This is a genomic window from uncultured Campylobacter sp., assembly GCF_938017705.1.
Lineage (GTDB): Bacteria > Campylobacterota > Campylobacteria > Campylobacterales > Campylobacteraceae > Campylobacter_B.
The window spans coordinates 1-25,261 of record NZ_CALIIS010000058.1; the positions used below are offsets into that span (position 1 = coordinate 1).

The following is a 25,261-nucleotide window of genomic DNA, read 5'->3' on the forward strand; positions in this document are numbered from 1 at the left end:
AGACGGCGATCTGCGCGAAAATTTATGGATCGATTTTACTCAGCTAAACGATCTGGAATACTACGATCTGAAAGAAAAAGGCGGTCTTAGCGACGATGCGGATAATTCGCTCGTAACTTCGCGGTTGAATTATTATTTGACTTCAGACGAGCACTATTTCGGCGCTTACGGACGCTACTACATTGATACGAGTAAGCTAAACGCCGATAATACCTTCCGTAACGACGATACCGTCCAAGAGCTTCCGACTCTGCAATATCATAAATTTATCGACGATATATATTTGCCGAATTTGATCTACTCCGCCGACGTAAAGATGCGTAATTACACCAGGCAGCAGGGGGCGACCGCCAGGCAGTATGAGCTTGACGTGCCGGTTAGCTTTAACGTGCCGTTTCTGGCGGATTATCTAAATTTCGCTTTTACGGAGCGGGTTTATATGACCGATATAAACTGGCACGATAAATTTTATTTTGCAAGCGGCGATTTGCAGGAGGATAAAAGCACTTTCTACGCCAATCAATACACCGAGCTCTCGCTCTACACCGACGTAGCCAGAGCTTATGACAGCCTGTATCACACGATGAATATCCGTGCCGATTTTAGGATTCCGGGCTGGCAGCAGGGCAATATAGAGGATAGAATTTTAAAGTACCATCAGTATAGATACGACCTCTCTCGCGGCGCGATCAATAGCTCCAAGCTTAGCGATATGCAGGATTCGCTCTATTGGGAGGATAACTTCTTAAGCGAGCTGAAGGACGAATACACCCACGAAAACGCGGCCTTGGGCATGACGCAGTTTTTTTACAACGACGAAGGGCGTAAATTTTTACGCCACAGCGCCAAGCAGCGATATGATTTCGACGATCATGAATTCGACGATTTGGAGCATCGCATCGACGGATATTTCGCAAACGGCTTAAATATCGGAAATCGCTTTACCTACTCACATAAATACAAGAGCTTTGATAAAGTTTATACCTACGCCAACTACGACAGCGAGGATTTTAGCTTCGGACTCGGCCACGCTTACGAGTATCAAAAGTTAAATTTAGACCCTAAACGCTACACCAAGGACAACTATGCCATCGTAAGCGCCTCGGTAAATTTGCCTAGGAATAATAAAATTTTCGGCCGCTGGGATTACGACCTGACCCGTTCATATTCGAAGATGTGGCGCGTAGGTCTTTCGCATACGCGCAAGTGCTGGAACTACTCCCTCGTTTATCAAGAGGATATCGAGCCTAAAAACACCAGTACGACCGGCTACAGCAAAGCAAGCAAGGAGCGCGGAATTTACTTTCTCGTAAATTTCTATCCGTTCGGCGGAGTGGGGTATGATTTTTCGGTAGATAGCGAATACGGGAGCGAAAACAAATGACGCCTAGAGCCGAGCTGATGTTTGAAAACCAAATCGACGCCGCGATGAAACTCGCAGAAATTTTACCCGCTACGGTGATAAAAAACGATAATTTTCTAATAATCGCTCAGTCTCTGGAGTCGCTTCCTATCGCAAACCATCTTGCCTTAAAGCTGGGGCTTCATTATGAGTTTTTATTCACAGAGCCCGTTTTGGCGCCCAATAATCGGGAATGCGCGATCGCGTGCGTAAGCGAAACCCAAGAGATCGTGATGGTAGATGAGCTCGTGCGAAGCTTCGGCATCAGCCTGGATTACGTTTACGGGCAGGCAAACAGACTTTATGAGGAGAAAATTTTAAAAAACATGTATAAATTTCGCAAGGGCGAGCTTTTGGGAAATTTGGAGAAAAAAAACGTCATCTTGGTAGATGAGGGGTGTGAGAGCGGGCTGACCGCGCTTACGTGCATAAAAACTCTCGTAAATTTAAACGCCAAAGCGATCTTCTACGCCACTCCCGTTATCGGCAGCGATAATGCGGACGAGATCGCTACTTTGGTGGATGGAATTTACGCCGTTCACAAGATCAGAGATTTTGTGAACGTGGATTTTTATTACAAAGAAAAAACGCTCTCAAGCGCGGAGGAGATAATGCAAATTTTAAACAAATGCCCGCTTTATCTGCCGTTTCACGAGACTAACAAAAACAAGGAGAAAATTAATGCAGTGTAAAATTGAAGTAAATGGCAATACCGAAATTTTCGATATCGACAAAGTTGCGAAACAAGCCGCGGGCGCGGCGCTTTTGCGCGTAAAAAATACCGTCGTGCTAGCTACCGTAGCGCGCGAAGAGACGCAGGTGCAGGAGGACTTTCTACCCCTTACCGTGCAATATATCGAAAAGATGTACGCAGCGGGCAGAATCCCCGGAGGCTACATCAAGCGCGAGACCAAGCCGGGCGATTTTGAGACGCTAACGAGCCGCATCATAGACCGCTCGCTGCGCCCGCTCTTTCCAAAGGGCTATGCGTATCTGACGCAGATCGTGGTTTACGTGCTGTCGGCAGACCCCGAGGTCGATCTGCAAGTCGTCGCTCTTAATGCGGCGTCTGCGGCGCTATATCTTAGCGACATCCCGATTAAAGCGCCCGTTTGCGGCGTCCGCATCGGCTATCAAAACGGAAATTTCATCTTAAATCCGAGCAATTCTGCGCTTAAAAATAGCGCGCTTGATCTTTACGTAGCGGGCGTCGGCGATGAGCTTTTGATGATCGAGATGCGCTCCCTGCCGCAGATTAGAGACGGCGCACAGCAGATGAATGAATTTAGCGAAGATCTGATGGTGGATGCGATCGATTTTGCCGCAAGGGCGATAAGCGCAGGCTCAAACGCTTACGAAGAGGCTTTTCTGCCGCTTAAAAAGCCGGGTGCGAGCCTAGAGTATAAACCCGAGATCGAGGATGAGGATATTGCGGACTTCATTGACGCAAATTATAAAGACGCCGTTAAAGCGGCGATCAATCAGATGGCAAAGAGCGAGCGCGCTACCGAGCTAAACAAAATCGTAGATCAAATTTTAACTACCGAGGCCGCGGCGCAAAACGAATGGAGCAAAGAGGTGATCTCCAGCGTCATCGGCAAGTATAAGCGCGGCATCATCCGCACGCAGATCATCGAGGATCGCCGCAGAGCCGACGGACGCGCGCTCGATGAGGTGCGCCCGATCAGTATCGAGACAAATATCCTGCCGTGCGCGCATGGAAGCTGCCTATTTACGCGCGGACAGACGCAAGCTCTGGTCGTCACTACACTGGGCGGCGATAGCGATGCGCAGCTAAGCGACAGTCTAACGCAGCTCGAGCCGATTAACGATAGATTTATGTTTAACTACAACTTCCCGGGCTTTTGCGTCGGCGAAGCAAGCCCGCTCAAAAGCCCTGGCAGACGCGAGCTCGGACATGGAAATTTAGCCAAAAGAGCGCTGTATCCGAGTATCGATCTAAACTCGCCGCAGTCTATCCGCGTGGTGAGCGAAATTTTAGAGAGCAACGGCTCAAGTTCGATGGCCTCGGTCTGCGGCGGCGCACTTTCTCTCCGAGCAGCGGGCGTGCCTACGCTAAAGCTCGTCGCGGGCGTAGCGATGGGCTTGATTTTTGAGGGCGAAAAACATGCCGTGCTAACCGACATAATGGGGCTTGAGGATCACGACGGCGATATGGATTTTAAGGTCGCGGGCACCTACGAGGGCATCACCGCGCTTCAGATGGATATTAAGCTCGGTGGCATCAGCCTAGAGGTTTTAAAAGAAGCTCTCGCACAGGCAAAGCAGGCTCGCGCACATATTTTGGGCATAATGGAGCAGGCGGACGCGGCGATCGTCATAAATGAAGATGTGCTTCCGAAGCTTGAAATTTTTAGCGTCGATCCGAGCAAAATCCCCGACATCATCGGCCAAGGCGGCAAGGTCATCAAAGAGATCACCGAAAGCTTCGGCGTAAATATCGATCTGGATCGCGAAAAGGGGGAGGTCAAGATCCAAGGCGCAAAATCTGGCGGCGTATCGGGCGCGAAAGAGAAAATTTTATCGATAGTCTCAAATTCTCGCGATTTTCGCAAGCCGCGCAATGAGCGCAAAGAGGTAAAATTTCAGATCGGCGAGGAGTTTGACGGCGTGGTGCAAAGCGTGCTGGATTTTGGTACCTTCATCTCGCTACGAGACGGCGTGGACGGGCTGCTGCGCGCTAAATTTATCACGACGCCTTACAAGGCGGGCGATGTGGTGCGAGTGCGCGTGACCGATCAGAAAGGCACTAAAATTTCACTGGAATTAGCTTAAAATTTTAATAGGAGCGTAAAGATGCAGCTTAAAAAGATTTTTTTCCCTATCGGCGGCGGCGAGGAGCTAGCCGAGCGCATACACGGAGCGCTGCTCGTGAATAAATTTTTCGGTACGCACATCAATATAATGGCGTGCCAGCTCGATCCTAAGATGATCTACAACGTTCGTATGACGCTAAAAGGCGGCGTGTTGATGGAGGAGTTTTTAAAATCCGCGGGCGATGAGATGAGAGCCGAGCGCGAGGAGATTAAAGCGATCTTCGACGCCGAATGCGCCAAGCTGGGCCTAGATCAAAACGACGACGATCACGTCCCAAATAGCGCCGCTTTGAGGCATATGGTGGGCATCCGCTCCGAGCTTGTCGAGAAATACTCCAAATATTGCGATTTGGTGCTGGTTTCGGTGCCGCCTACCGGCTCTATCACGGGCACGTTCGAGGCGGCGGTCACCAAAAGCGGCAAGCCTTGCATCGTCATACCGCGCAAGCTGAAAGAGTTCAGGGCGGATAAAATTTTGGTCTCGCTTACCGGTACTGCGGCGTCTGCGCGAGCACTCGATAATTGGCTGGAGCTTTTGCAGCGCGCCAAATCCGTCACCGTCATCACCGCAAACCACTACCTCCAAGAGGGTATCCCCGAAACGAAGCGCCGAATAAGCGATTATTTGGCTCTGCACGACGTTAATATCGATGCTTTCGAGACGCTAAACGCAGACGGCAAGATCCCGGGACAGGTGCTGCTAGAGTATGCCGACGCGGGCGATTTCGACCTAATCGTCGCGGGCTTGCACTCAGACAGCGGCATCAAGGAGATATTCTTAGGCGGTGCGTCGAAATACTTCCTGCAAAAGACCAAAATTCCGGTCTTAATGTAGCTAAAGCCTAGATGCGGCACACCGCTCGCACCGCGTCCAAGCTTAAGTCGGCTTTTAATCGCCGCAAGCTAAAGCTTAAATTTTAATCGGCTCGCTTTGGTTTTGCTAGCCCGTCCATAAATCGTGCAGTTATGCTATCTTGCATATGGGTTGCGATTAATTTTATCGCTAGCTTTGCTAACGAGCCGCTTTTGCTTTGCTACGGCTAGCGGAGCAAATATATCCGCGGCGAGCGGAGTTAGCGGTCGCGGCAATCTCGCCGGTCTATCTTTAAGCGCGGCGAGTTTGAAATTTCCATGCTTGTCGTTTCAGCTGCGTCGTGGATTTTGCATAAATTTGCACTTAAGATTTCCGCTTGCACGTTAAATTTTAAATTCCAAGGAGCGCAGATGGCGTTTGAAAATGCAATCATTACAAAAGAGGATGATGAGAAGTATGGATTGAGTGCGCTATATGGTAAGTATAATTATGGAGCAAAGTTGCCAAATCTAAATTTTACAATAGATAGGCAATTAGATTGCTGGCTTTTAAAAATTTATAGCTTTCCAGATCCGAATTACGATAGAGCGTTGCTTGCAAAAGCAATTTGGATCATGCATTGCGATAACGAGCTATTGAAATTAACTATTGATTATAGCTTTGATATAAATTCCACCGAGAACAAATTTCATAGAATTTGGAAGCTTTTAGATTTAAAGCCAAATTGTACTGCAAATTTAAAGTTACAAGATATTCTAAATTTACTGAAAGAAATGTTAGAAGCATACAGAGACTATGATGCTTGGAAACCAGATATAAACTACACTATGGAACTCCAAGACCTAACCGATTGCGGCGTAAAATAGGGCTTTAAATTTAACTCTATTTCAATCCTGCACCAAATCAAAATTTTTATAGAATTCTAGAATTTCACGGAATTTTGAAATTCTAAAATTCCAAAATCCTATAATCTCAAAATTTTAAAATTCCCGCCCTAAAATTTCTTGTAAATGAAATTTATCAAAATCATCGACGCAAGCGCCTCTATGAGCGAGGCGATGATCATCGCGAAGTATATCTCTTGCGAGATCGCGGCGGTGGAGTAAAAGAGCGTCGCCGTGGCGATCACTAGCGTCAGAGGCATAGAAAGCGATAGCGCGAAAAGCGCCGCGCCTTTGCGCCCTAGAGTGCTTAAAAACGTAGCGCTCGCAAGCAGCCTGATACCAAACATTAGCGCCGCTAAGCTCGCGGCAAAACTCATCACTCCGGGCATAAGAAGCGCTTCTAGCTTGATCACCGCTCCAGTGTGTATGAAAAATATCGGCACCAAAAAGCCGAAGCCGAAGGATGAAAGCTTTTCGATGAGGTCGTCCTTATGCGAGAAAAAGGTCGGCAGAAAGGTGCCTGCGATGAAGGCACCGATGACGACCTCAAGTCCTAAAAGCATCACCCCCGCGCAGATGAGGCAAAATAGCGCCATCGCAAATCGCACGTCCTTTTCGTTTTTGTCGTATTTGGGCATGATGACCGTTTTTAGCGCGGGGAACCACCAAAATAGAATTTCAAGCCCTTTAAAAACCGCTAGCGCGGCGACCGAAAAGCCCAAAAGCGCGCCGATGTGAAGCGCCATCTCCACGCCGAAGCCGTTTTTAAGGTAGATGCCGCCCACCGTGAGGGCGGCGATGCTGATGAGCTCGCCGATCACGCCCGCGGGCATCGCGAGATTGAGCCATGCTTGATCCTTGCCGTATTCCTTATACAGCGCCGAAAGCAGCCCGACGCTCATCAAAGGCGCTGCGATGATAAGCATCTGCGGCAGCTCAAACGCCCAAACCGCAAGCGCGCTTAAGATATAAAGCAGCGCCAAAAAGATTAGGATCAGCCGCAAAATTTTACGCGGCATCGCAAGCAGCGCGCGGAAATCCACCTCGCAGCCCGCCAAAAACATAAGGTAGCAAAAGCCGATCTGCGCGGCTAGATCGAAGGTCGCGCTTGGCGGCAAAAGCCCTAAATTCGCGGCTATGATGCCGAGCACAATCTCCATAGGCGAGAGTGGAATTCGTGCAAGGCTAGCCAAAAAGGGCGAAGCAAAGATCAAAAACGATAGCGCGATTAGGACGTAAATTTCATTCATACGCTTTGGCCTCGCACCCTTTTATATTTTTCCCACGCTGTTTTAGAATTTTTTCGTATCTTTCTAGCATTTTCTCTGGTTGCTCAGGGGCTTTTCTTATCATTTCAAGACTTCCTTTCATTCGCTTTATAGTTCTTTGCGCTGCGAACGGAGACGAGATGCACGCAATTTTTGCTCTTGTGCCACGACGTAAGCAAACTCGAAAAGCCGCTTTTTGCGCCCGCAAATCTCGCCCGGATTTAGCACGAGCGCGCCGTTTTTATCCACCGCCGCGGCGAAATAGTGGGTATGGCCGTAAATTTTGATAGTTGGAATTTTATCCGCGCCGCACCCGCACGGACCTCGATTTTTACCTTCGCCGCTTGCGTTGGTACCCGAACTTGCGGTCAAATTTGAGTTCAAGTTTGGTGCGACTAAATTTGCGCACGAGTTCGGTGCGGGTAAATTCGCGTTTAAGCTCGGCGCCGTTAAATTTGCTGCGTGATCCGCACTCGAGCTTGCTTTAGAGCTTATATCTGGGCTCGTATTAGCCGCTAAATTCGCGCTTGCATTTGAGTTTAAATTTGCGTTTGAGTTTGAAGCGAGGTCCGCGCCTAAGTCTAAATTTGCATTTGAGTTCACTTCCGCGCCCGCATTCAAGCCCAAGTTCACATTTGGACTTGCGGATTGCCCGCTTTTGAAATTCGCGCTCGCGCTACGTATGTTTTTAAAATTTGCATCTGCACCGCGCGCGCCATTTAAAATTTTATCAACGCCCGCAGCATTAAAATTTGCGTCTAAATTTACCGAGCGATCCGTCGCTTTATAATTTGAGATTAAAATTTCTCTGCGATTTGTCCTACAGCTTGAGCCTAAATTTGCACTGCGATTTGCTTCGTCGCTAAAGCTAAAATTTTTGACTAGGCCTGCGCCGAAATCCTTGCGAAAATTTACCGAGCGATCCGCACCCGCGCCTAAATCCGCGTTTAAATTTAATCCGTCTGCTTCATTTTGCGCCGCGGGTTCTTCGTCAAAGAGATAAAACGGATGGTGCATTGTTTTTAGTCGCAGCCCGGCAAACTCCGTGCAGAAGGGCTCACCCCGTAGGTCGAACTCATTTTTAAACTCGGTAAGCGCTTCGTCGTTGTTGCCAAGAACTGCAAAGTAGGGCTTGCCGCTTTGTCGCAAAAGCCGCAGCGTCTCGCTCTCGACGATGTCGCCCGCGTGCACGGGCAGATCCGCTCCTCGCGCGAGCAGCCACTCTATGGCGCTGGCAGCGACCTTTGTTTCGCGATGAGAGTCCGAGATGACGCCTATTATCAATCGATCTCTTCTTTAAGCTTGCACTGCGGACACTCGGCGAAATTACCTTTTTTCAGCTCTTTGCGGAGCATGTATGAGTTGCCGCACTGCGGGCACGCGCGCGCAATCGGCGCGTAGTTGCTCACAAAGCCGCATTTAGGGTAGTTCGTGCAGCCGTAGAATTTACCGCGTCTTGAGAAGCGCTCGACAATCTCGCCCGTGCCGCAGCTCGGGCACTTGACGCCCGTGGAGAGCAGCGGCTTTTTCTCTTTCGCCGCGCCCTCGATTTTGCGCGAGTATTTGCACTTCGGATAGCCCTCGCAAGCGATAAACTCGCCGTATCTGCCCTTGCGCTTGATCAAATTTTTACCGCACTGCGGGCATTTCTCATCTAGCACTTCGGGCGCCGCCTTCTCCTCGCTCGCCCCCTCGGTGCCGGCGTCCGCGTTGCGCGAGTATTTGCATTTCGGATAGTTCGAGCAGGCGATAAACTCGCCGAATCTGCCCTGGCGCTTAAGTAGCTCGCCGCCGCAGTTCGGGCAGGTTTCGCCGATCTTTTCGGCTAGCTTTTGGCTTGCGATCGACGTTTTTCCTTTGGCGATCTCGTCCATAAAAGGGTAGTAAAAATCCGCCAAAATTTGCTGCCAGTCCGCTTTGTTTTCGGCGATATCGTCGAGCTTCTCTTCCATTTTGGAGGTAAACTCGCTATCGACGATATTTTTAAAATTTTGCTCCAGCATCTCGGTGATTTTAAAGGCGATCTCGCTCGGCACCAGGTGCTTTTGCTCGATATTTACGTAGTTGCGCGCCGTAAGCAGCGAGATGGTAGGCGCATAGGTCGAGGGTCTGCCGATGCCGAGGCTTTCGAGCTTTTTGATAAGGCTTGCTTCCGAATAGCGCGCCGGCGGCTCGGTGAAATGCTGCTGCGAGCTCAGGCTTTGCAGGCTTATCGCGTCGCCCGCGCTAAGGCTTGGTAAAATTTTATCCTTATCCATATCGCCGTAAGCCTTGTAAAATCCGTCAAATTCCACCTTGCGCCCGCTGATCTTAAACGCGCCCGCTTCGCCGCGCACGATGATCGTTTGGATCTGCGAGACGCTAGGGCTCATCTGCGAGGCTATGAAGCGGTTATAGATGAGCGCGTAAAGGCGGTATTCATCGCGAGGCAGGATTTTTTGTGCGAGCTCTGGGGTAAGCTTAAGATCGGTAGGTCGTATCGCTTCGTGCGCTTCCTGCGCGCCTTTGCTTTTGGTGGCGTATAAATTCGCGCTTTTGGGCAGATACTTTTCGCCGAAGCGCTGCTCTATGAGCTCGCGAGCCGCCGCGATCGCTTCTTTAGCGATATTTAGCGAGTCGGTTCGCATGTAGGTGATCGCGCCGCCGTTTTTGGTATTGACGCCTTCGTAAAGGCTCTGTGCGAGGCTCATCGTCTTGCGCGGATTAAAGCCCAGAGCCGTGCTTGCCGCCTGCTGCAGCGTCGAGGTCATAAACGGCGGATAGGGATTTGTTTTGCGCGATTTGCTCTCGATGCTTTCTACGCTAAATTTGTCTTTTTGCAGCGCCGAGACGATCTCGCTTGCTTGCGCCGCGTTTTTGACCGAGAGCTTTTCCATTTTTTCGCCGCGAAATTCCACGAGCTCGGCTTCCAAGTCCTTCTTAAAAACCGCGTCGATGCTGTGGAATTCTACCGGCTTAAAATTTAAAATTTCACGCTCGCGATCGACGACGATCTTGAGTGCAGCGCTTTGGACGCGACCCGCGCTTAAGCCGCGCTGGATCTTTAAATTTAAAAGTGGACTTAGCTTGTAGCCCACGATGCGATCGAGTAGGCGGCGCGCTTGTTGGGCGTTTACGCTTGCGATATTGAGCTTGCGCGGCGAGCTTAGCGCGTTTGAGATCGCGCTTTTGGTGATCTCGTGAAATACGATGCGCGGCAGCTCCTCCGCCTGCTTGCCGATCGAAGCGGCGATATGATAGGCGATCGCCTCGCCCTCGCGGTCCTCATCCGTCGCGAGGTAAATTTGATCCGCCTTTTTGGCGAGCGTCTTTATCTGCTTTACGATCTGATCGTGATCGGCGCTGATTTCGTATTCGGGCTCAAAGCTTTTATCTTTGATTTTGATGCCGAATTTTTTCTGCGGCAGATCGCGGATATGTCCTTTTGAAGCGACGACGTCGTAGTCATCGCCTAAGAAATTTTTAATCGTTTTGGCTTTTGCGGGGGATTCTACGATGATTAAATTTTTCATTGCTTAATCCTTTAGAATTCTAGGCAGCGTGATGCCCTTTTGGCTTTGGTATTTGCCCTTTTTATCGCAGTAGCTCACCTCGCACGGCTCGTCCCCTTGCAGAAACAAAACCTGCGCGATGCCTTCGTTCGCGTAAATTTTTGCAGGCAGCGGCGTGGTGTTGGAAATTTCAATCGTGATGTGGCCCTCAAAACCGGGCTCAAAGGGCGTTACGTTTACGATGATGCCGCAGCGCGCGTAGGTGCTTTTGCCTAGGCAGATCGCAAGCACGTCGCGCGGCATTTTGAAGTATTCGATAGTGCGCGCTAGCGCGAAGGAATTAGGCGGCACGATGCAGACGTCGCCCTCAAAATCCACGACGTTTTTTGCGTCGAAATTTTTAGGATCGACGACCGTTCCGCCGACGTTTGTAAAAATTTTAAATTCGCGCGCTACGCGTATGTCGTATCCATAGCTCGAAAGCCCGTAGCTAACGACGCCGCGGCCGATATTTTCCTCGCAAAAGGGCGCTATCATATCGTGCTGCTGCGACATCTGTCTGATCCATTTATCGCTTTTCAGTCCCATAAAATTTCCTTAAAATAATCAAAATTTTTCGCGCATTATAGCAGCAAAATAAAATATAATAAAAATTTTATGCTAGAATTTTGCTTAAATTATAAAAATTTTATCACTTTTTAAGGAGCAATTATGGGGCTACTCAAGAAATTTGCGTTTATTACGTTTTTTATCGCATCTTCTTTAGCGGCGGCGAAACCTAATATCTATATCTTGGCTACTGGCGGCACGATCGCGGGAATCGGAGCGAGCGCTACCGAGGGCAACTACACCTCAGGCTCTAAGGGCATAGAAGATATCTTATCGGCAGTGCCGCAACTGGGGGATTTAGCTACGATTAAAAGCGAGCAAATTTCAAATATCGGCTCGCAGGAGATGAATGATGAAATTTGGCTCAAGCTTTCAAACCGCGTGAGCGAGCTGCTTACTAAAAACGACGTCGATGGAGTCGTCATCATGCACGGAACCGATACGATGGAGGAGACGGCGTATTTTTTAAGCCTGGTCATAAAATCTAAAAAACCGATCGTTTTGGTGGGCGCGATGCGAAACGCAGACTCGATGAGTGCTGATGGACCGCTTAATCTATACAACGCCGTTGCCGTCGCGGCAGATAAAAACGCTCGCGAAAAGGGCGCTCTTGTAGTGATGAACGACGACATCCACGCCGCGCGCGAGGTTACGAAAACAAATACTACTAATGTTGCGGCTTTTGCCTCGCCGAATTCCGGCAAAATCGGCACCGTGAATTACGGAGTCGTAAATTTCTATATGGCGCCGCTTCGCAAACACACGATAAGCAGCGATTTTAATATCAAAGATATCAAGGCTCTGCCGCGAGTCGATATTATTTACGCACATCTGCAGGATGTGGGCGATTTCGTAGAGACTGCCGTACAAAAGGGCGCTAAGGGCATCGTAGTCGCCGGCATGGGAAACGGAAATTTATACCCCGATACGGAGGCTGCGCTCGCAAAAGCTAGCGAAGCGGGCGTGATAGTCGTGCGCTCAAGTCGCACGGGAAGCGGCTCAACTAGCGTAGGCTCGGAAGTAGATGATGCCAAGTATGGCTTTTTGACCGCCGATAATCTAAATCCGCAAAAGGCGCGCGTGCTGCTGATACTGGCTCTTAGCAAAACGAGCGATAAAGCGAAAATTCAGAGCTTTTTTGCGACACATTAACACATAGGGCTTCGCGTGGATAGAATTTCGGCGCGAGGCTTTAAAATAATATTTCAGCATAAAATTTTAAAGAAAAGCAAGGCGCAGGATTTTGATACGAGCCCGAAGGTGGAATTTTAAAGCAAAGCGCGGAATTTAACGTTTAAAGCGTAGAATTCTAGTCGTAAGATTAAGTATAAATTTTAAAGAATTCAAAATAATTTCGTGCTCTTGCGGCAAAATTTCGTGTCTCGCTTGCGAAGTTCGAGCTTAAAATGGGCGAGGCAAATCGCGCCTCGTAAATCCCTAAAATCAGTTTGCAAATCCGCCGCAAATTCCGTGCTGCGCCTTTTAAAAGCTCCCGCAAAAATCCATTTAAAGAAACAATTATGAAAATTTAGCTAAAATTTCTCAAATTTTTTCAGGAGAAATTTATGACAAAAGCAGAAATCAAAGAGTTAATGGATTTTTTCGGCGAAAAGCAAGGCATTAACGAGCTAAAAATTAAAGATAAAGATTTTGAAATCGAGATAAAAAAATATGGCCCATGCGGTGGGAGCACGCCTCAGCTCGCCGCACCGGCACCCGCTCCGCAGCTTGCTGCGCCTTCGGTAAACGTGCTCGTGGGCGATAAGCCTGCCTCAAAAGGCTCGATGGATACGATCGACAGCCCGATGGTAGGTACTTTTTATAAAGCGCCAAGTCCCGGTGCGGCAGAGTTCGTAAGCGTAGGCCAGGTCGTGCATAAGGGCGATACGATCGGCATCATCGAAGCGATGAAGATTATGAACGAGATCGAAGCGGAATTCGACTGCCGCATCAAAAAAGCTCTCGTCGAAGACGGACAACCCGTCGAATACGCTATGGCGCTGTTTGAGGTCGAGAAGCTATGAGGGAGCTTAAGAAAATTCTAATCGCAAATCGCGGCGAGATAGCGCTTAGAGCGCTTCGCACGATCCAAGAGATGGGCAAGCAAGCCATCGTCGTGCACTCCACCGCCGATCAGGACGCGCTTTACGTCAAATACGCCGACGCGTCGGTCTGTATAGGCGGACCGCGCAGTAGCGATAGTTACCTAAATATCCCCGCGATCATCACAGCCTGCGAGCTAACCGAAGCTGACGCGATATTTCCGGGATACGGCTTTTTGAGCGAAAGTCAAAATTTCGTTGAAATTTGCGCTAAGCACGGCATTAAATTTATCGGTCCAAGCGTCGAGGCAATGACTTTAATGAGTGATAAGAGCAAGGCTAAGCAAGTGATGATGCGCGCGGGCATTCCTGTAGTGCCTGGCAGCGACGGCGCGATCGCAAGCGTCGAAGAGGCACGCAAGCTAGCCGCCGAAATCGGCTATCCGGTCATCATTAAAGCCGCAGCCGGCGGCGGCGGGCGCGGAATGCGCGTGGTCGAGCGCGAAGAGGACATCGAAAAGCTATTTTGGTCGGCAGAGAGCGAAGCGATGAGTGCATTCGGCGACGGCACGATGTATATGGAAAAATATATCACAAATCCCCGCCACATCGAGGTTCAGGTCTTGGGCGACGAGCACGGACACGTCGTGCATATCGGCGAGCGCGACTGCTCGATGCAGCGCCGCCATCAAAAGCTGATCGAAGAAAGTCCAGCCGTAATCTTGGACGAGCCGACACGAAAGAGCCTGCACGAAACGGCGGTTCGAGCAGCTAAAGCGATCGGATACGCAAGCGCGGGAACGTTTGAGTTTTTATACGACAGCAAGGATAAAAAATTCTATTTCATCGAGATGAATACCCGTCTGCAGGTCGAACACACCGTAAGTGAGATGCGAAGCGGGCTCGATCTGATCGAGTGGATGATCCGCATCGCGCAGGGCGAGAAGCTGCTACCTCAAAGCGAGATAAAATTTAGCGGACACGCGCTTGAGTGCCGCATCACCGCCGAGGACTCCAAAAGCTTTATGCCAAACCCGGGCAAAATCACAAAATACGTTGCTCCGGGTGGCAGAAACGTCCGTATGGATAGCCACGTCTATGAGGGCTACTCGGTGCCGCCTTACTACGACAGCATGATCGGTAAGCTCATCGTTTACGACAAGGACCGCGAGCGTGCGATTGCGAAGATGAAAGTCGCGCTAGATGAGCTCATCATCGGCGGCATAAAATCGACGCGCGATTTTCATCTTAGGATGATGAATAACCCCGATTTCGTGGATAATAACTACGACACAAATTACCTAGCCAAGCATTAAATTTAAAATTCCAAGGGATAAAATTCTCTTGGAATTTTAAAATTTATTTGAAATTCTGCATTTAAGATTCCGTTTGAAATTTTATATTTAAAAATCTACTTGAAATTTTGTTTTAAAATTTTATCGTGCCACGTTTTAAAATTTTACTATTAAATTTGCCGCTAAATCTAAGTGATGAGGCGCGCGAGATACGTCGTCGCACGTGTTTTACGGCTAGATAAATGCTGGGCTCGGTTTAAATTTTACATTCTGCGACGGTTGAAATTTAGACGTATGTTTTGTGCTGCCGTAAACACTCGCTTTTATCCACACCGATCTAGTTAAAATTTTAAGTCGCGTACGCGCTTTGATTATCTATTTCGGCGACCGGCTACCGACGAGTGAGTAAGCGGCTAAATTTTATCGCACACCGCCAACGCCCGTCCGGCGTAAATTTTATCGCGCTCGCCGTTTCGAGTATGAAAAAAGTAGTATCGAGCCGCAAATTTACGATTATTTGTCGCGCGCTAGAAACGACGACTGATTTATAGGCAAAGCACGCTAGGTCTTTAAACCGTCAAATTTCAAGCCCTGAAAATTCCTCGTAAAATTTATTCAGATAATCGGCGTAGTAGAAGTTTTGATTTCTAGCGTCAAATCTACCCGCCAGCTCCAAAGCCGTTTTGTAGTCGCTCTCATCGCCGAACGCGCTAACTGCGATGAAAAATCGTAGGTCGTTTAGATCGTCATTGCTATCGAGTATGGCGTGCGAGTGTTTGCGAGCTAAATTTAACGCCGTCTCGCGCTCATCCAGCCTAACGGCGATCTCGATTAGCGGCGCGATCTGATTTATGACGCGAGGATTTGACTCGATCGTCGCCGCGGCCTTTGGCAGCAGGATTTTCGCCTCCCAGGTCCTGCCTAGCGCTATCATACTAAAAAGTATCGGCGCGTAGGTTATGTGCGGCACCTCGGAGCAGGTTAGTTCGCCGGAAAGTATCGGCTCGGCAAGCCCCAGCGCCGCTTCGTGCTCGCCGGCAAAATTTAAATACGCGATCTCATCGCTTGCTTCGCACGCCTCGCAGTCGGACATATCGTCTTTGGCGAGCTTTTTCCACAGCTCATAGTTTGCCTTTGCCTCTCTAGCATCGCCCATATCGATGTTTTGGTTCATCAAAGCCTTGTAATAAGCCGCCAGCGAGAGCTCCAAACGCTCGTAGTAAAACAGCATCGCCTCGTTCGCCTCGTCTATGAGCTCTTTTTCGATCATGGAGCTTTTGGCGACGCCCGAGACGATCCATTTAAATTTCCACAAGCAGTCCGTGAAGTCGCCGAAATTTGGGTATTCACTTTCTTTTAAATTTTGCGCGATGTAGCCCGTGAGCCACATTAGCGCCCTCGTTCTTAAAACCGCGCCGAATTTTTCAAATTCCTCGTTTAGCACAAAGTCGCAAATTTGCGCGGCAAATTCGAAATTTTCCGCCTCGATGGCGCCCTTTATCGCATCAAACAGATACTCCTCTTTATCCGCCAGCCTATCAAATTGCCTTAGCTTTTCATAAAGCCCCTCTAGCGAGCTCTGCTTCATCTGCGCTCCTCGTTAAATTTTGCGATAATTATATCCGTTTAATCTGAAGCTAAGCGGTTTATCGCGATTTTAAAACCCAAAAGGCAAAATTTATAGCGTTATCTTAAAGCGGTTTTGCTCGCGCCGTTTTAGCGCCCTATTTGCCGCCGCGATAGATAAATTTCAGCTTTGTTATATAAATTTAATATTAAAATGCCGTATTCATAAATTTTTAAAAAAAGGGGATTTATGGACATAAACACACGGCGCTTTAAAAGCGAGTTTGAGCAGATAAGCCGCTTTGGGGCTTTGGCGGGCGGCGGGCTTACGCGGCTTGCATTTTCGCGCGAGGATAAAGCGGCGCGCGACTTCCTCATATCGCTACTTCAAAAAGAAAATTTCAAGATCAAAATCGACGATGCGGGCAATATTTTCGCTAAATTTAGCGGCGTCAGCAATCCCGATTTGCCGTCCGTCAGCGCGGGCTCGCATATTGATAGCGTACCGCAGGGCGGCTTTTACGACGGCACGCTAGGCGTCATGGCTGCTTTGGAGGCGATCCGCGCGGTGCGAGATAGCGGCGAGGAGCTTGCGCGACCGCTGGAGCTCATCGTCTTTGTTTGCGAGGAATCAAGCCGCTTTAAAATGGCGACCGTAGGCAGCAAGATAATAAGCGGCAAGCTATCGCGGCAGCGGCTTGGCGAGCTAAAGGATCGGGACGGAATTTCGCTATTTGACGCCATGGAGGCTTTCGGGCTAAATCCCGCAAATTTAAAAAACTGCATCCTGCCGAAATCCAGCTTTCATAGCTATATCGAGCTTCATATCGAGCAGGGGCCGGTATTGCAGCGACGCGGCATCCCCGTGGGCATCGTCACGGGTATCGCCGCGCCCGTGCGATACGAGCTGCGGATAGAGGGCAGAGCCGATCACAGCGGCGCTACGCCGATGGATATGCGCTGCGACGCCCTAGCTTGCGCGAGCGAGATCATTTTGAGCGCGGAGAGGATCGCCAAGGAGGGCAAAACCACGGTTGCGACGACGGGATATGTAAATGCGCTACCGGGCGTGCTAAATGTGATCCCCGGCTCCTGCACGCTAGGTCTTGATATACGCGATATAGACGAGGATGCGCTTAGGGCGGCGGACTATAAAATTTGCGCCGCGATAGATGAAATTTGCGCTCGCAGAGGGTGCAGATTTGAACTAAAAAATCTCATCAAAGATCGCCCCGTAAAGCTAAGCGAAGAGATGATCGCTCTGCTTGAGAGCTGTGCCGGCGAGCTTAAAATTCCAAGCCTAAGACTTCCTAGCGGCGCGGGACATGACGCGATGAATATGACGGAGCTTGCGGATCGCGTTGGGATGCTTTTCGTACCGTGCAAGGACGGCATCAGCCACAACGTAAATGAAAGCATAAACTGGCACGACGCCTTTGCCGCTACGAAGGTTCTAGCTGCGGCGATGTTAAACTTAGCCAAAAAATAAAGGAGAGAAGATGGATACTATCGCGCAAAAAGTAGAGGCGCTCAAGGGCGAGATGATCGGGGATCGCAGGTTTTTTCACTCGCATCCCGAGACGGGCTGGTTTACCTTTTTTACGACCGCGGTTATCGCAGATCGAATGCAGCGCCTGGGCTATGAGATAAAGCTCGGCCGCGAGGTGGTAAAGGCTGAAGCCAGACAGGGCGTAGGTAGCAAGGATGCCTGCGAGAAGGCGAAGCAGCGCGCCAAAGAGCTGCTAAACGCAGATCAGATAAAATTTCTTGATGCGATGGAGGACGGGCTAACGGGGCTAGTGGCGCAGATCGATACGGGGCGCGCGGGCAAGACGGTCGCTTTTAGATTTGACATAGACGGCGTGGACGTGACCGAGAGCACGGATGCGGATCACCGCCCTTTTAAGGAGGGCTTTCGCTCCGACATCAGCGGCATTACGCACGCGTGCGGGCACGATGGGCATATCACGATGGGGCTTGCTTTAGCGAAGCTCATCGCGCAGAGCCTAGACGATTTTAGCGGCAAATTTAGATTTATCTTCCAAACCGCCGAGGAGGGCACCAGAGGCGCCGTAGGTATGGAAGCTGCGGGCGTCACCAAGGGCGTGGATTACTTGCTGGGCGGTCATATCGGCTTTCAGGCGACCACTATGAGAGGCATCATCTGCGGCACCAAGAAACTGCTTGCGACCACTAAATTTGACGTAAATTTACAAGGCAAGTCCGCTCACGCCGCGGGCGCGCCGCAAAACGGAGCCAATGCTCTGCTTGCCGCAGCCGAGATGGCGCTTGATATGCACGGCATAACCAGACACGCAGACGGCGTCACGCGTATCAACGTCGGCGTACTGCGCGCGGGCGAAGGACGCAACGTCATCGCGCCCAACGGCTATCTTGCGTGCGAGACGCGCGGCGAGAGCACGGAGCTAAATGAGTTTATGAAGTCCAAATGCATGGACATAGTGGAGGGCGTTTCTAAAATTTACGGCGTTAGCTACGACGTGCAGATTACGGGCGGCACCGCAGGCGGAGATAGCGACGAGGCTACCACGCAGCTTTACGAGGATGCGGCGAAGGCATCGCCGTTTATCGACGATGATAAAATCGTAAGGGAGCTAAATTTCGGTGCGTGCGAGGACTTCGCGCACTTTATGCGCTCGGTGCAGGATGCGGGCGGTAAGAGCGGATATCTGATGATCGGCACGACGCTTGCGGCGGGACATCACAACGCCAAATTCGACTTCGACGAAGACTCGCTGCTTGCGGGGGTGGACGTGTATCTGCGCTGCGCGTATAAGCTAAACGGCAAAGTTTAAAGGAGAGCGGCATGAAAAAAGCACTACTTCTAAGCGCTTCCAGTTACAAAGACAGCGGCTATCTGAACCACTGCAAGGGGTGGATCAAGGAATTTTTAGGCAGGTTATGGGAGGATGAAATTTTATTCATTCCGTTTGCGGGCGTTAGGCGCACGAATGAGCAATACGAGCAGAAGGTTTCGGACTGCTTGGAGAGTAACAATATCAGATCGATCCATCGATTCGCCGATATGAAGGCCGCCGTTAAAAACGCCAAATCGATCTGCATCGGCGGCGGCAATACCTTCGTGCTGCTAAATGAGCTTTATAAATTTGATCTTTTAGGCGCGATCAAAGATGCCGTGGACGACGGTACGCCGTATTTTGGCTGGTCTGCCGGCGCAAATGTTGCGGGAAAGACGATGATGACTACCAACGACATGCCGATCGTCTTTCCGCCCTCGCCGGTGGCTCTGGGGATCTTTCCGCACCAGATCAATCCGCACTTCATAAGCGGTAAAATTTCAAACCACAACGGCGAGAGCAGGGAGGAGCGGCTGGAGGAGTTTTTGATCGTCAATCAAAACGACAGCGTCTATGCTATGCCCGAGGGCAGCGCGTTTTTGATAAACGGAAACGAGTGCGAGGTGATGGGATATGCGGATGTGCTGAAATTCGAGTATAAAAAAGAGATCTCGCGCATCGCCGTGGGAAGTAAATTTAAAATTTAAAAGGAGTTATCGTGGAGACACTTAGGCTATTTTTGGCGCTTGCGGGTATCGTCGCAGTGGTCGCTTTACTGATCATGAAGAAGGACACCAAAACCGTGCTTATCGGCGTGGGTTTGGTGCTGTGCGTGCTTTGTCTAAAGCCTCTGGACGGGCTGGGCACCTTTACCTCGTATATGACTAAGGCGGGGCTTATTAAGGCGATCTGCGCCAGCATGGGTTTTGCCTTCGTGATGAAATTTACCGAATGCGACCGCGCTCTTGTAAATTTACTAACCAGACCCCTCGGCAATATCGGATTTTTATTGATCCCTATCGTCGTAGCGCTTACATATTTTATCAATATCGCTATCCCCTCCGCTGCGGGCTGCTCGGCTGCGGTCGGCGCTACGCTGATCCCCGTGATGATGGCTGCGGGCGTTAAACCGGAGATGGCGGGAGCTGCGGTATTTGCGGGAACTTTCGGTAGCGTTTTAAGCCCGGGCTCGGCGCACAACGTATTTGTCGCCGATATGGTAAAGGCGCACAACCCATCCTATACGGTTCAAGACGTCATCGCCGTGCAGTTTTCTAGCGCGATTACCGCTTTGATCGTAGTTTTGATCGTAATGAGTATAACGGCGATAGTTTGCAAAGATTACACCAAGGGGGTGAATTATCTAGCGCAAAGAGAGGGCGGCGCAAATTCCGTCGCGTCAAATTCCGCCGACGGTTCAAATTTAGACGCGCAGCCTCAAAAGATAAACGTCTTATACGCGCTTATGCCGTTAGTGCCGTTAGTGATCTTAGTAATCGGCGGCACGAGCCTAAATCAGGTCTCTTTCCTAAAATGGACGAAGATGGGCGTCGCCGAAGCGATGCTACTGGGCGCTATCCTCACCATCGCCGTTACTCTAACCGATCCTCAAAAAATTACGAAGGAATTTTTCAAAGGAATGGGTAGCGCGTATGCCGATATCATAGGTATCATCATCGCCGCGGGCGTCTTCGTCGCAGGTCTTAGCGCGTGTGGAGCGATCGATTTCGTAATCGAGTGGCTTAAAAACGAGCAGGGCTACGTAAAATTCGGCGGAACTTTCGTTCCATTTTTTATGGGCGTCGTAACGGGCTCTGGAGATGCGGCGTCGATGGCGTTTAACACCGCCGTGACCGTGCATGCGGACGCGCTGGGTTTTGAACAAGACAAACTCGGTATGGCGGTTGCGATAAGCGGCGCGCTAGGCAGAAGCGCATCGCCGATCGCGGGCGCTTGCATCGTTTGCGCGGGACTTGCGATGGTAAATCCTATTCAGATCGCCAAAAGAACGGCTCTAGGGATGTTTATATCTGTCTGCGTCATCGCATTTGTCATTTTATAAAAGGCTCATTTGTGGATATCGTGCAGAGGTTTTTAAACTACACCAAGATCAACACCACCACGAATAGGGTCGCGGGCGCTGCGGGCATAATGCCCTCAAACCCCAAGGAGCTTGAGCTCGCAGAACTCATAAAAGGCGAGCTCGAAGCTCTGGGCATAAAAAATATAAGCCTTAGCGAGAAGTCGATTTTGATCGCTAAAATTCCCTCAAATTTAGACGCTCCTGCTCCGCGCGTAGCGTTTTTTGCCCATCTTGATACCAGCGCCGAGCAGACGGGCGACACCAAGGCGCAGATCGTAAGATACGAAGGCGGCGATATTTGCTTGAATAAAGAGCTAGAGATCTATCTCAAAGCGAGCGAAAATGAGGAGCTGCAGGATTATAAAGGGGACGAGATCATCGTAACGGACGGCACTAGCTTGTTAGGCGCCGACGATAAGGCGGCGATCGCAGCGATCATAAATGCGCTGGAATTTTTCGTCCAAAATCCGCAGATCAAACACGGCGAGATAATCGCTTGCTTCGTGCCGGACGAGGAGCAGGGCTTGCGGGGCGCAAAGGCGCTGGACGTAAGCGAGGTAGGCGCGGATTTTGGCTACTGCCTTGATTGCTGCGGCATCGGCGAGTTTATCTACGAGAATTGGAACGCGGGCGATTGCGTCGTTACCTTCAAAGGCCAGTCCGCTCATCCGATGAACGCTAAGGATAAGCTCGTAAATTCCTTGCTTTTGGCGCATAAGTTTATCTCGCTGCTGCCTGCGGGCGAGGCGCCCGAATACACAGAGGGCAAGGAGGGCTATTTTTGGGTCAAGGAGCTTAGCGGCAACAGCGCAAAGACAGTCCTAAAGATCGACGTGAGGGAATTTGACGAGAAAAGATACGAGCAGCGTATGGAATTTTTACAAAAGACGGCGGACGGGCTTCGCGAGATCTGGGGCGATCGGATCGAAATTTCGCTAAACGACCGCTATAAAAACGTCTATAACTTTTTGAAAAACGACGACGCGCCAGCAATTCGCCTTGCGAAGCAGGCCTTTAAAAGCCTAAACATCGAGCCCAAGATCAAGCCTATGCGAGGCGGCTACGACGGCGCCGTCATCTCCGCAAAGGGGCTGCCGTGCCCGAACCTCTTTACCGGCGGCCATAATTTCCATTCGATCTACGAATACCTGCCCGTAAGCTCTTTAAAAGCGGCGAGCGAGGTGGTTAAGCGGATCATAACGTTAGCGGCAAAAGAGGCACAAGCTTAGCTCGGGCGCTTTCTACTCCGCGCGCGGATTTGATTTTAAATTTAGCTCGCTTATTCCGCCGCGAAATTTTACTCTGCTCGGCGGAATTTTATCTAGCGGACGGGATTTTGCTAAGCAAGGCGGAATTTCGCTTTACTAAGCGGATTTCAGGCGGCTATGAAATTTTGCTTTGCTCTGCTGAGCGCGCGGTTTAGCGAGCTCAAAAAGGTGCGTTGTAAAATTTTGCCGCGTCTGCTTCACGACTCATCCGTTATTGTGCCTTTAATGCTCTTTGCAGACGGCGCGATTAATGTCATCTTGAAGCGCTGCTGCATTAAATCGCGGCAGATTTTATATTTCGATGATTTAGATGAGCCGCAAAATAGGCTGTATTCTTTGGCAAAATTTTATTCCTACGGCAAGCGGAGAGGGCTAAATTTAACCGCTTCGTTCAAAATTTCATCGCAGCTTTCTTTATTCTAAAGGCGCAATGTGTGCCCCAAAAAAGCCTAAATTTAAAATTTAGCCCCAAAATCGAGTTTACTTTTAACTTAAAATTTTTTACCCGCGCTCTTTGCGCTTAAATTTCTTAAAAATTCCGCGTATTCCGCCGCGCCTTTTTCTATCTGTTCGGTGCTACTTTGATAATCCACACCCGGCGTCTCCTCAGCGCCATAAAACGCGAAAAATCCGCGCCAGTCGGCGTGAAAATAGTAGGCAAATGCGAGCTCAAACGGTGCTAAAATCTGCTCCATCGTGAAATGATACCGCCCGCTAGGCGCGTAGTCGGCGCGTTTGATACCCGCGCTCACCGCCAGCGCCACGGCGCGCCCACGAATGCCCTCGCTCGCGCGCCCGTAGGCAAATCCATACGTCATCGTCGCATCGATCCAGCTTTTTAAAATCGCGGGCGAGGAGAAGTTGTGCAGCGGAAATTGCAGCACCAGCGTATCGTGAGCTTTGATTATCGCGCGTTCGCGCTCGCCGTCTATCTCGCCGCTAGGATACTCGCGCGCTAGGTCGCGCACGGTAAAATTCTGCGCGGCGGCCTCTTTTAAAAACCGCTTGTTTATGATCGAATTTTCGATGTCGGGGTGAGCCAGGATGATTAAGTTTTTTATATTTTTCCTTTAAAATTTTGGTGTGGGGCGATAAAATTTGCCGTTAAAATCACAGTTATAGTTCCGCTTTGAAATTTTATCTTCAAATGAGCGGCGGAATTCTAGGGCAAAATTTCAAGACTAAATTTTAATGCTGAAATTCCGGCGCTTAAATTTGACGCCGAAATTCCATAGTAAATTTTATATTAAAATTTAGCGCTCAAATACGTGCAAGCTCTGCTTCAAAACGCCGGCTTGGCGCTTTATTTCTCCGCAGCTAGCAGATCTGCAAGCACCTTTGCGGCGTGATCTTTCGCCTTGACGCTTTTATAGACCTTTAAAATTTTGCCGTCCGCACCGATCAAAAAGGTCGAGCGCACGATGCCCAGATACTCGCGCCCGTAGTTTTTGCGTACCTGCCACGCGCCGTATAGCTTGGCTACCTCGTGCTGCGGATCGCTCAGCAGGATGTGTTTTAGGCTCTGCTTGGCGATGAAGCCCGCGTGGGATTTGGCGCTATCGGGGCTGATGCCTACGATCACGCAGTCTGCGGCGATGAAATCATCGTATGCGGCGCTAAATTCGCACGCTTCGGTCGTGCAGCCGGGGGTGTTGTCCTTGGGGTAAAAATACAGCGCGACCCTCTTGCCTTCGAAGTCCTTTAGCGCGACGCTCGCTCCGTCGGCGTTTTGCAAGCTAAACTCGGGCGCCGCATCTCCCGCTTGCAGCGTGATTTTGCGCTCGCGATCCTCTGCGCTGAACTCGTCTTCGATCTGTGTTTTTCTCTGCATATCGTTTCCTTTTTTTGAAATTTTCAGGCTCGTAGCCCAAATCGCGGCTAAATTTTAATCTTTTTTCATAAATTTATCCTTGCTTGGATAAAATTTTGCTCCGTGCCGTAGCTGCACGCGCATTGGACGGATCGTAAGCAGATCGTTCTAGACGAGACTAATCCTGGAAGCTTGTGCTTTACGGCACGCGTAAAAACATTTGTTGCACATGCCTTGAGGCAGTATGGTACGAGAGCGCCTCGTATCTATCGTGCCGCACAAATTCAAATTCCCCACAAGAAAAAATAACTCTTCATTTTCTACCCCCCCCTTTTTTTTTAATCTACTCTTAGCTTTTTAACGATATGATTGCTTAAAATTTTAACGAAGGAGACAAGATGAAAACGCTCGTGATCTTATCGCATCCCAATTTCGCTGCCTCGCGCGTGAACAAAGCCCTATCGCAGGTCGCAAAGGGCACCGCCGGCGTGGAGGTACGCCATTTAGAGGGGCTTTACGGCACCGATACTGCGCGCATTGACGCCCGCGCAGAGCAAGACGCGCTATTGGGCGCCGACCGCATCGTATTTTTGTATCCGATGCACTGGCTAAACGTACCGCCTATGCTAAAGGCCTATATTGACATCGTCTTTTCGCATGAGCTGGTGGCTTCGGGCGCGCTTAGGGGCAAGGTCCTGCAGCTTGCGCTAAGCGCTAGTACGCCGCTTAGCGAGTACTCTAAGCAGGGTGCAATCGGCTTTAGCATGGATGAAATTTTAACGCCGCTTAAGATCGCGGCAAACTACTGCGGGATGGACTTTGCCGTGCCGTTTATCAGCGGCGGGTTTGAGCCCGGCGAGTTTAGCGACGATGCCGTAGATGTCGCAGCCGCACGCTTCGGCAAACTTTTACGAGGCGAGTTGAGCTCTAGCGAGTATCAAATTTAGCAAAGCAAATGCCTACTACCCGCGGCGATGAGCCGAAATTTTGCAAGTGCAAGAGTAAAATTTTCTAGCCGCGAAATCGCTTCTTTTAACGAATCGATCGACAAAAGCTCAAAAACCGCCCTGGTT

At 50.0% G+C, this 25,261-nt stretch carries 21 protein-coding genes and 1 pseudogene; 15 read left to right on the plus strand and 7 right to left on the minus strand.

Annotated elements, in window-relative coordinates:
• From Q0605_RS02920 to Q0605_RS02940, 5 genes and pseudogenes are all read left to right on the plus strand, one after another.
• Nucleotides 1–1,384: pseudogene (locus Q0605_RS02920) on the plus strand (LPS-assembly protein LptD); the annotation flags it as partial.
• 17 nt (nucleotides 1,385–1,401) lie between these two features.
• Nucleotides 1,402–2,094, plus strand: coding sequence for a phosphoribosyltransferase family protein (locus Q0605_RS02925; RefSeq protein WP_298704102.1), 693 nt, complete (start codon nucleotides 1,402–1,404; stop codon nucleotides 2,092–2,094).
• Nucleotides 2,084–4,198: a polyribonucleotide nucleotidyltransferase gene (locus Q0605_RS02930; RefSeq protein ID WP_298704104.1), complete on the plus strand. Its 2,115-nt coding sequence runs from the start codon at nucleotides 2,084–2,086 to the stop codon at nucleotides 4,196–4,198. The genes Q0605_RS02925 and Q0605_RS02930 overlap by 11 nt, the downstream gene beginning before the upstream one ends.
• A gap of 21 nt (nucleotides 4,199–4,219) precedes the next feature.
• Complete coding sequence (locus Q0605_RS02935) at nucleotides 4,220–5,074, plus strand: universal stress protein (protein WP_298704106.1); 855 nt, start codon at nucleotides 4,220–4,222, stop codon at nucleotides 5,072–5,074.
• Between the two features lie 389 nt (nucleotides 5,075–5,463).
• Complete coding sequence (locus Q0605_RS02940) at nucleotides 5,464–5,919, plus strand: hypothetical protein (protein WP_298704108.1); 456 nt, start codon at nucleotides 5,464–5,466, stop codon at nucleotides 5,917–5,919.
• Nucleotides 5,920–6,047: 128 nt separating this feature from the next.
• Here the strand turns inward: Q0605_RS02940 and Q0605_RS02945 are convergent, their stop codons facing one another.
• From Q0605_RS02945 to dcd, 4 genes are all read right to left on the minus strand, one after another.
• Complete coding sequence (locus Q0605_RS02945) at nucleotides 6,048–7,187, minus strand: cation:proton antiporter (RefSeq protein WP_298704110.1); 1,140 nt, start codon at nucleotides 7,185–7,187, stop codon at nucleotides 6,048–6,050.
• Nucleotides 7,188–7,313: 126 nt separating this feature from the next.
• Entirely contained in the window at nucleotides 7,314–8,489 is a 1,176-nt protein-coding gene (locus Q0605_RS02950) for a metallophosphoesterase family protein (RefSeq protein ID WP_298704112.1), read from the minus strand.
• Complete coding sequence (gene topA, locus Q0605_RS02955) at nucleotides 8,486–10,717, minus strand: type I DNA topoisomerase (RefSeq protein WP_298704114.1); 2,232 nt, start codon at nucleotides 10,715–10,717, stop codon at nucleotides 8,486–8,488. The genes Q0605_RS02950 and topA overlap by 4 nt, the downstream gene beginning before the upstream one ends.
• Before the next feature lie 3 nt (nucleotides 10,718–10,720).
• Nucleotides 10,721–11,284, minus strand: a complete 564-nt coding sequence (gene dcd / locus Q0605_RS02960; RefSeq protein WP_005871523.1) for a dCTP deaminase — start codon at nucleotides 11,282–11,284, stop codon at nucleotides 10,721–10,723.
• A 123-nt stretch (nucleotides 11,285–11,407) separates the two neighbouring features.
• On the opposite strand from dcd, the gene Q0605_RS02965 reads away from it, so the two are divergent.
• From Q0605_RS02965 to Q0605_RS02975, 3 genes are all read left to right on the plus strand, one after another.
• A complete protein-coding gene (locus Q0605_RS02965; RefSeq protein ID WP_298704116.1) occupies nucleotides 11,408–12,457 on the plus strand; it encodes a type II asparaginase in 1,050 nt (349 codons plus the stop codon).
• A gap of 413 nt (nucleotides 12,458–12,870) precedes the next feature.
• Nucleotides 12,871–13,329, plus strand: a complete 459-nt coding sequence (gene accB / locus Q0605_RS02970) for an acetyl-CoA carboxylase biotin carboxyl carrier protein (RefSeq protein ID WP_298704118.1) — start codon at nucleotides 12,871–12,873, stop codon at nucleotides 13,327–13,329.
• Nucleotides 13,326–14,663, plus strand: a complete 1,338-nt coding sequence (locus tag Q0605_RS02975; protein WP_297881838.1) for an acetyl-CoA carboxylase biotin carboxylase subunit — start codon at nucleotides 13,326–13,328, stop codon at nucleotides 14,661–14,663. The genes accB and Q0605_RS02975 overlap by 4 nt, the downstream gene beginning before the upstream one ends.
• Before the next feature lie 556 nt (nucleotides 14,664–15,219).
• On the opposite strand, the gene Q0605_RS02980 is transcribed toward Q0605_RS02975, so the two are convergent.
• Nucleotides 15,220–16,230: a hypothetical protein gene (locus Q0605_RS02980; RefSeq protein ID WP_298704120.1), complete on the minus strand. Its 1,011-nt coding sequence runs from the start codon at nucleotides 16,228–16,230 to the stop codon at nucleotides 15,220–15,222.
• 228 nt (nucleotides 16,231–16,458) lie between these two features.
• On the opposite strand from Q0605_RS02980, the gene Q0605_RS02985 reads away from it, so the two are divergent.
• From Q0605_RS02985 to Q0605_RS03010, 6 genes are all read left to right on the plus strand, one after another.
• Entirely contained in the window at nucleotides 16,459–17,697 is a 1,239-nt protein-coding gene (locus Q0605_RS02985; protein ID WP_298704122.1) for a M20 family metallo-hydrolase, read from the plus strand.
• A gap of 10 nt (nucleotides 17,698–17,707) precedes the next feature.
• Nucleotides 17,708–19,024 carry an amidohydrolase gene (locus Q0605_RS02990; protein WP_298704124.1) on the plus strand — a complete coding sequence of 439 codons (1,317 nt, stop codon included), beginning with the start codon at nucleotides 17,708–17,710 and terminating at the stop codon, nucleotides 19,022–19,024.
• Between the two features lie 11 nt (nucleotides 19,025–19,035).
• Nucleotides 19,036–19,734, plus strand: a complete 699-nt coding sequence (gene pepE / locus Q0605_RS02995) for a dipeptidase PepE (protein WP_298704126.1) — start codon at nucleotides 19,036–19,038, stop codon at nucleotides 19,732–19,734.
• A gap of 11 nt (nucleotides 19,735–19,745) precedes the next feature.
• A complete protein-coding gene (gene dcuC, locus Q0605_RS03000) occupies nucleotides 19,746–21,089 on the plus strand; it encodes a C4-dicarboxylate transporter DcuC (RefSeq protein WP_298704128.1) in 1,344 nt (447 codons plus the stop codon).
• A gap of 11 nt (nucleotides 21,090–21,100) precedes the next feature.
• On the plus strand, nucleotides 21,101–22,339 hold the full coding sequence (pepT, locus tag Q0605_RS03005; RefSeq protein WP_298704131.1) for a peptidase T: 1,239 nt from the start codon (nucleotides 21,101–21,103) through the stop codon (nucleotides 22,337–22,339).
• 156 nt (nucleotides 22,340–22,495) lie between these two features.
• Entirely contained in the window at nucleotides 22,496–22,801 is a 306-nt protein-coding gene (locus Q0605_RS03010) for a hypothetical protein (RefSeq protein ID WP_298704133.1), read from the plus strand.
• 68 nt (nucleotides 22,802–22,869) lie between these two features.
• Here Q0605_RS03010 and Q0605_RS03015 read toward each other — a convergent pair whose 3' ends face one another.
• The gene (locus tag Q0605_RS03015) at nucleotides 22,870–23,439 is read right to left on the minus strand and encodes an NAD(P)H-dependent oxidoreductase (protein ID WP_298704138.1); all 570 of its coding nucleotides are present in this window, start codon (nucleotides 23,437–23,439) and stop codon (nucleotides 22,870–22,872) included.
• A gap of 242 nt (nucleotides 23,440–23,681) precedes the next feature.
• On the minus strand, nucleotides 23,682–24,209 hold the full coding sequence (gene bcp / locus Q0605_RS03020) for a thioredoxin-dependent thiol peroxidase (protein WP_298704134.1): 528 nt from the start codon (nucleotides 24,207–24,209) through the stop codon (nucleotides 23,682–23,684).
• Nucleotides 24,210–24,586: 377 nt separating this feature from the next.
• Here bcp and Q0605_RS03025 point away from each other — a divergent pair, with 377 nt between their 5' ends.
• Complete coding sequence (locus tag Q0605_RS03025; protein WP_298704136.1) at nucleotides 24,587–25,135, plus strand: NAD(P)H-dependent oxidoreductase; 549 nt, start codon at nucleotides 24,587–24,589, stop codon at nucleotides 25,133–25,135.
• The last annotated feature ends 126 nt before the right edge of the window (nucleotides 25,136–25,261 follow it).

Coding starts and splice junctions, on each gene's coding strand:
- Q0605_RS02925 (WP_298704102.1), top strand. CDS start 1,402: ATGTTTGAAAACCAAATCGACGCCGCGATGAAACTCGCAGAAATTTTA.
- Q0605_RS02930 (WP_298704104.1), top strand. CDS start 2,084: ATGCAGTGTAAAATTGAAGTAAATGGCAATACCGAAATTTTCGATATC.
- Q0605_RS02935 (WP_298704106.1), top strand. CDS start 4,220: ATGCAGCTTAAAAAGATTTTTTTCCCTATCGGCGGCGGCGAGGAGCTA.
- Q0605_RS02940 (WP_298704108.1), top strand. CDS start 5,464: ATGGCGTTTGAAAATGCAATCATTACAAAAGAGGATGATGAGAAGTAT.
- Q0605_RS02945 (WP_298704110.1), bottom strand. CDS start 7,187: ATGAATGAAATTTACGTCCTAATCGCGCTATCGTTTTTGATCTTTGCT.
- topA (WP_298704114.1), bottom strand. CDS start 10,717: ATGAAAAATTTAATCATCGTAGAATCCCCCGCAAAAGCCAAAACGATT.
- dcd (WP_005871523.1), bottom strand. CDS start 11,284: ATGGGACTGAAAAGCGATAAATGGATCAGACAGATGTCGCAGCAGCAC.
- Q0605_RS02965 (WP_298704116.1), top strand. CDS start 11,408: ATGGGGCTACTCAAGAAATTTGCGTTTATTACGTTTTTTATCGCATCT.
- accB (WP_298704118.1), top strand. CDS start 12,871: ATGACAAAAGCAGAAATCAAAGAGTTAATGGATTTTTTCGGCGAAAAG.
- Q0605_RS02975 (WP_297881838.1), top strand. CDS start 13,326: ATGAGGGAGCTTAAGAAAATTCTAATCGCAAATCGCGGCGAGATAGCG.
- Q0605_RS02980 (WP_298704120.1), bottom strand. CDS start 16,230: ATGAAGCAGAGCTCGCTAGAGGGGCTTTATGAAAAGCTAAGGCAATTT.
- Q0605_RS02985 (WP_298704122.1), top strand. CDS start 16,459: ATGGACATAAACACACGGCGCTTTAAAAGCGAGTTTGAGCAGATAAGC.
- Q0605_RS02990 (WP_298704124.1), top strand. CDS start 17,708: ATGGATACTATCGCGCAAAAAGTAGAGGCGCTCAAGGGCGAGATGATC.
- pepE (WP_298704126.1), top strand. CDS start 19,036: ATGAAAAAAGCACTACTTCTAAGCGCTTCCAGTTACAAAGACAGCGGC.
- Q0605_RS03010 (WP_298704133.1), top strand. CDS start 22,496: ATGAAATTTTGCTTTGCTCTGCTGAGCGCGCGGTTTAGCGAGCTCAAA.
- bcp (WP_298704134.1), bottom strand. CDS start 24,209: ATGCAGAGAAAAACACAGATCGAAGACGAGTTCAGCGCAGAGGATCGC.
- Q0605_RS03025 (WP_298704136.1), top strand. CDS start 24,587: ATGAAAACGCTCGTGATCTTATCGCATCCCAATTTCGCTGCCTCGCGC.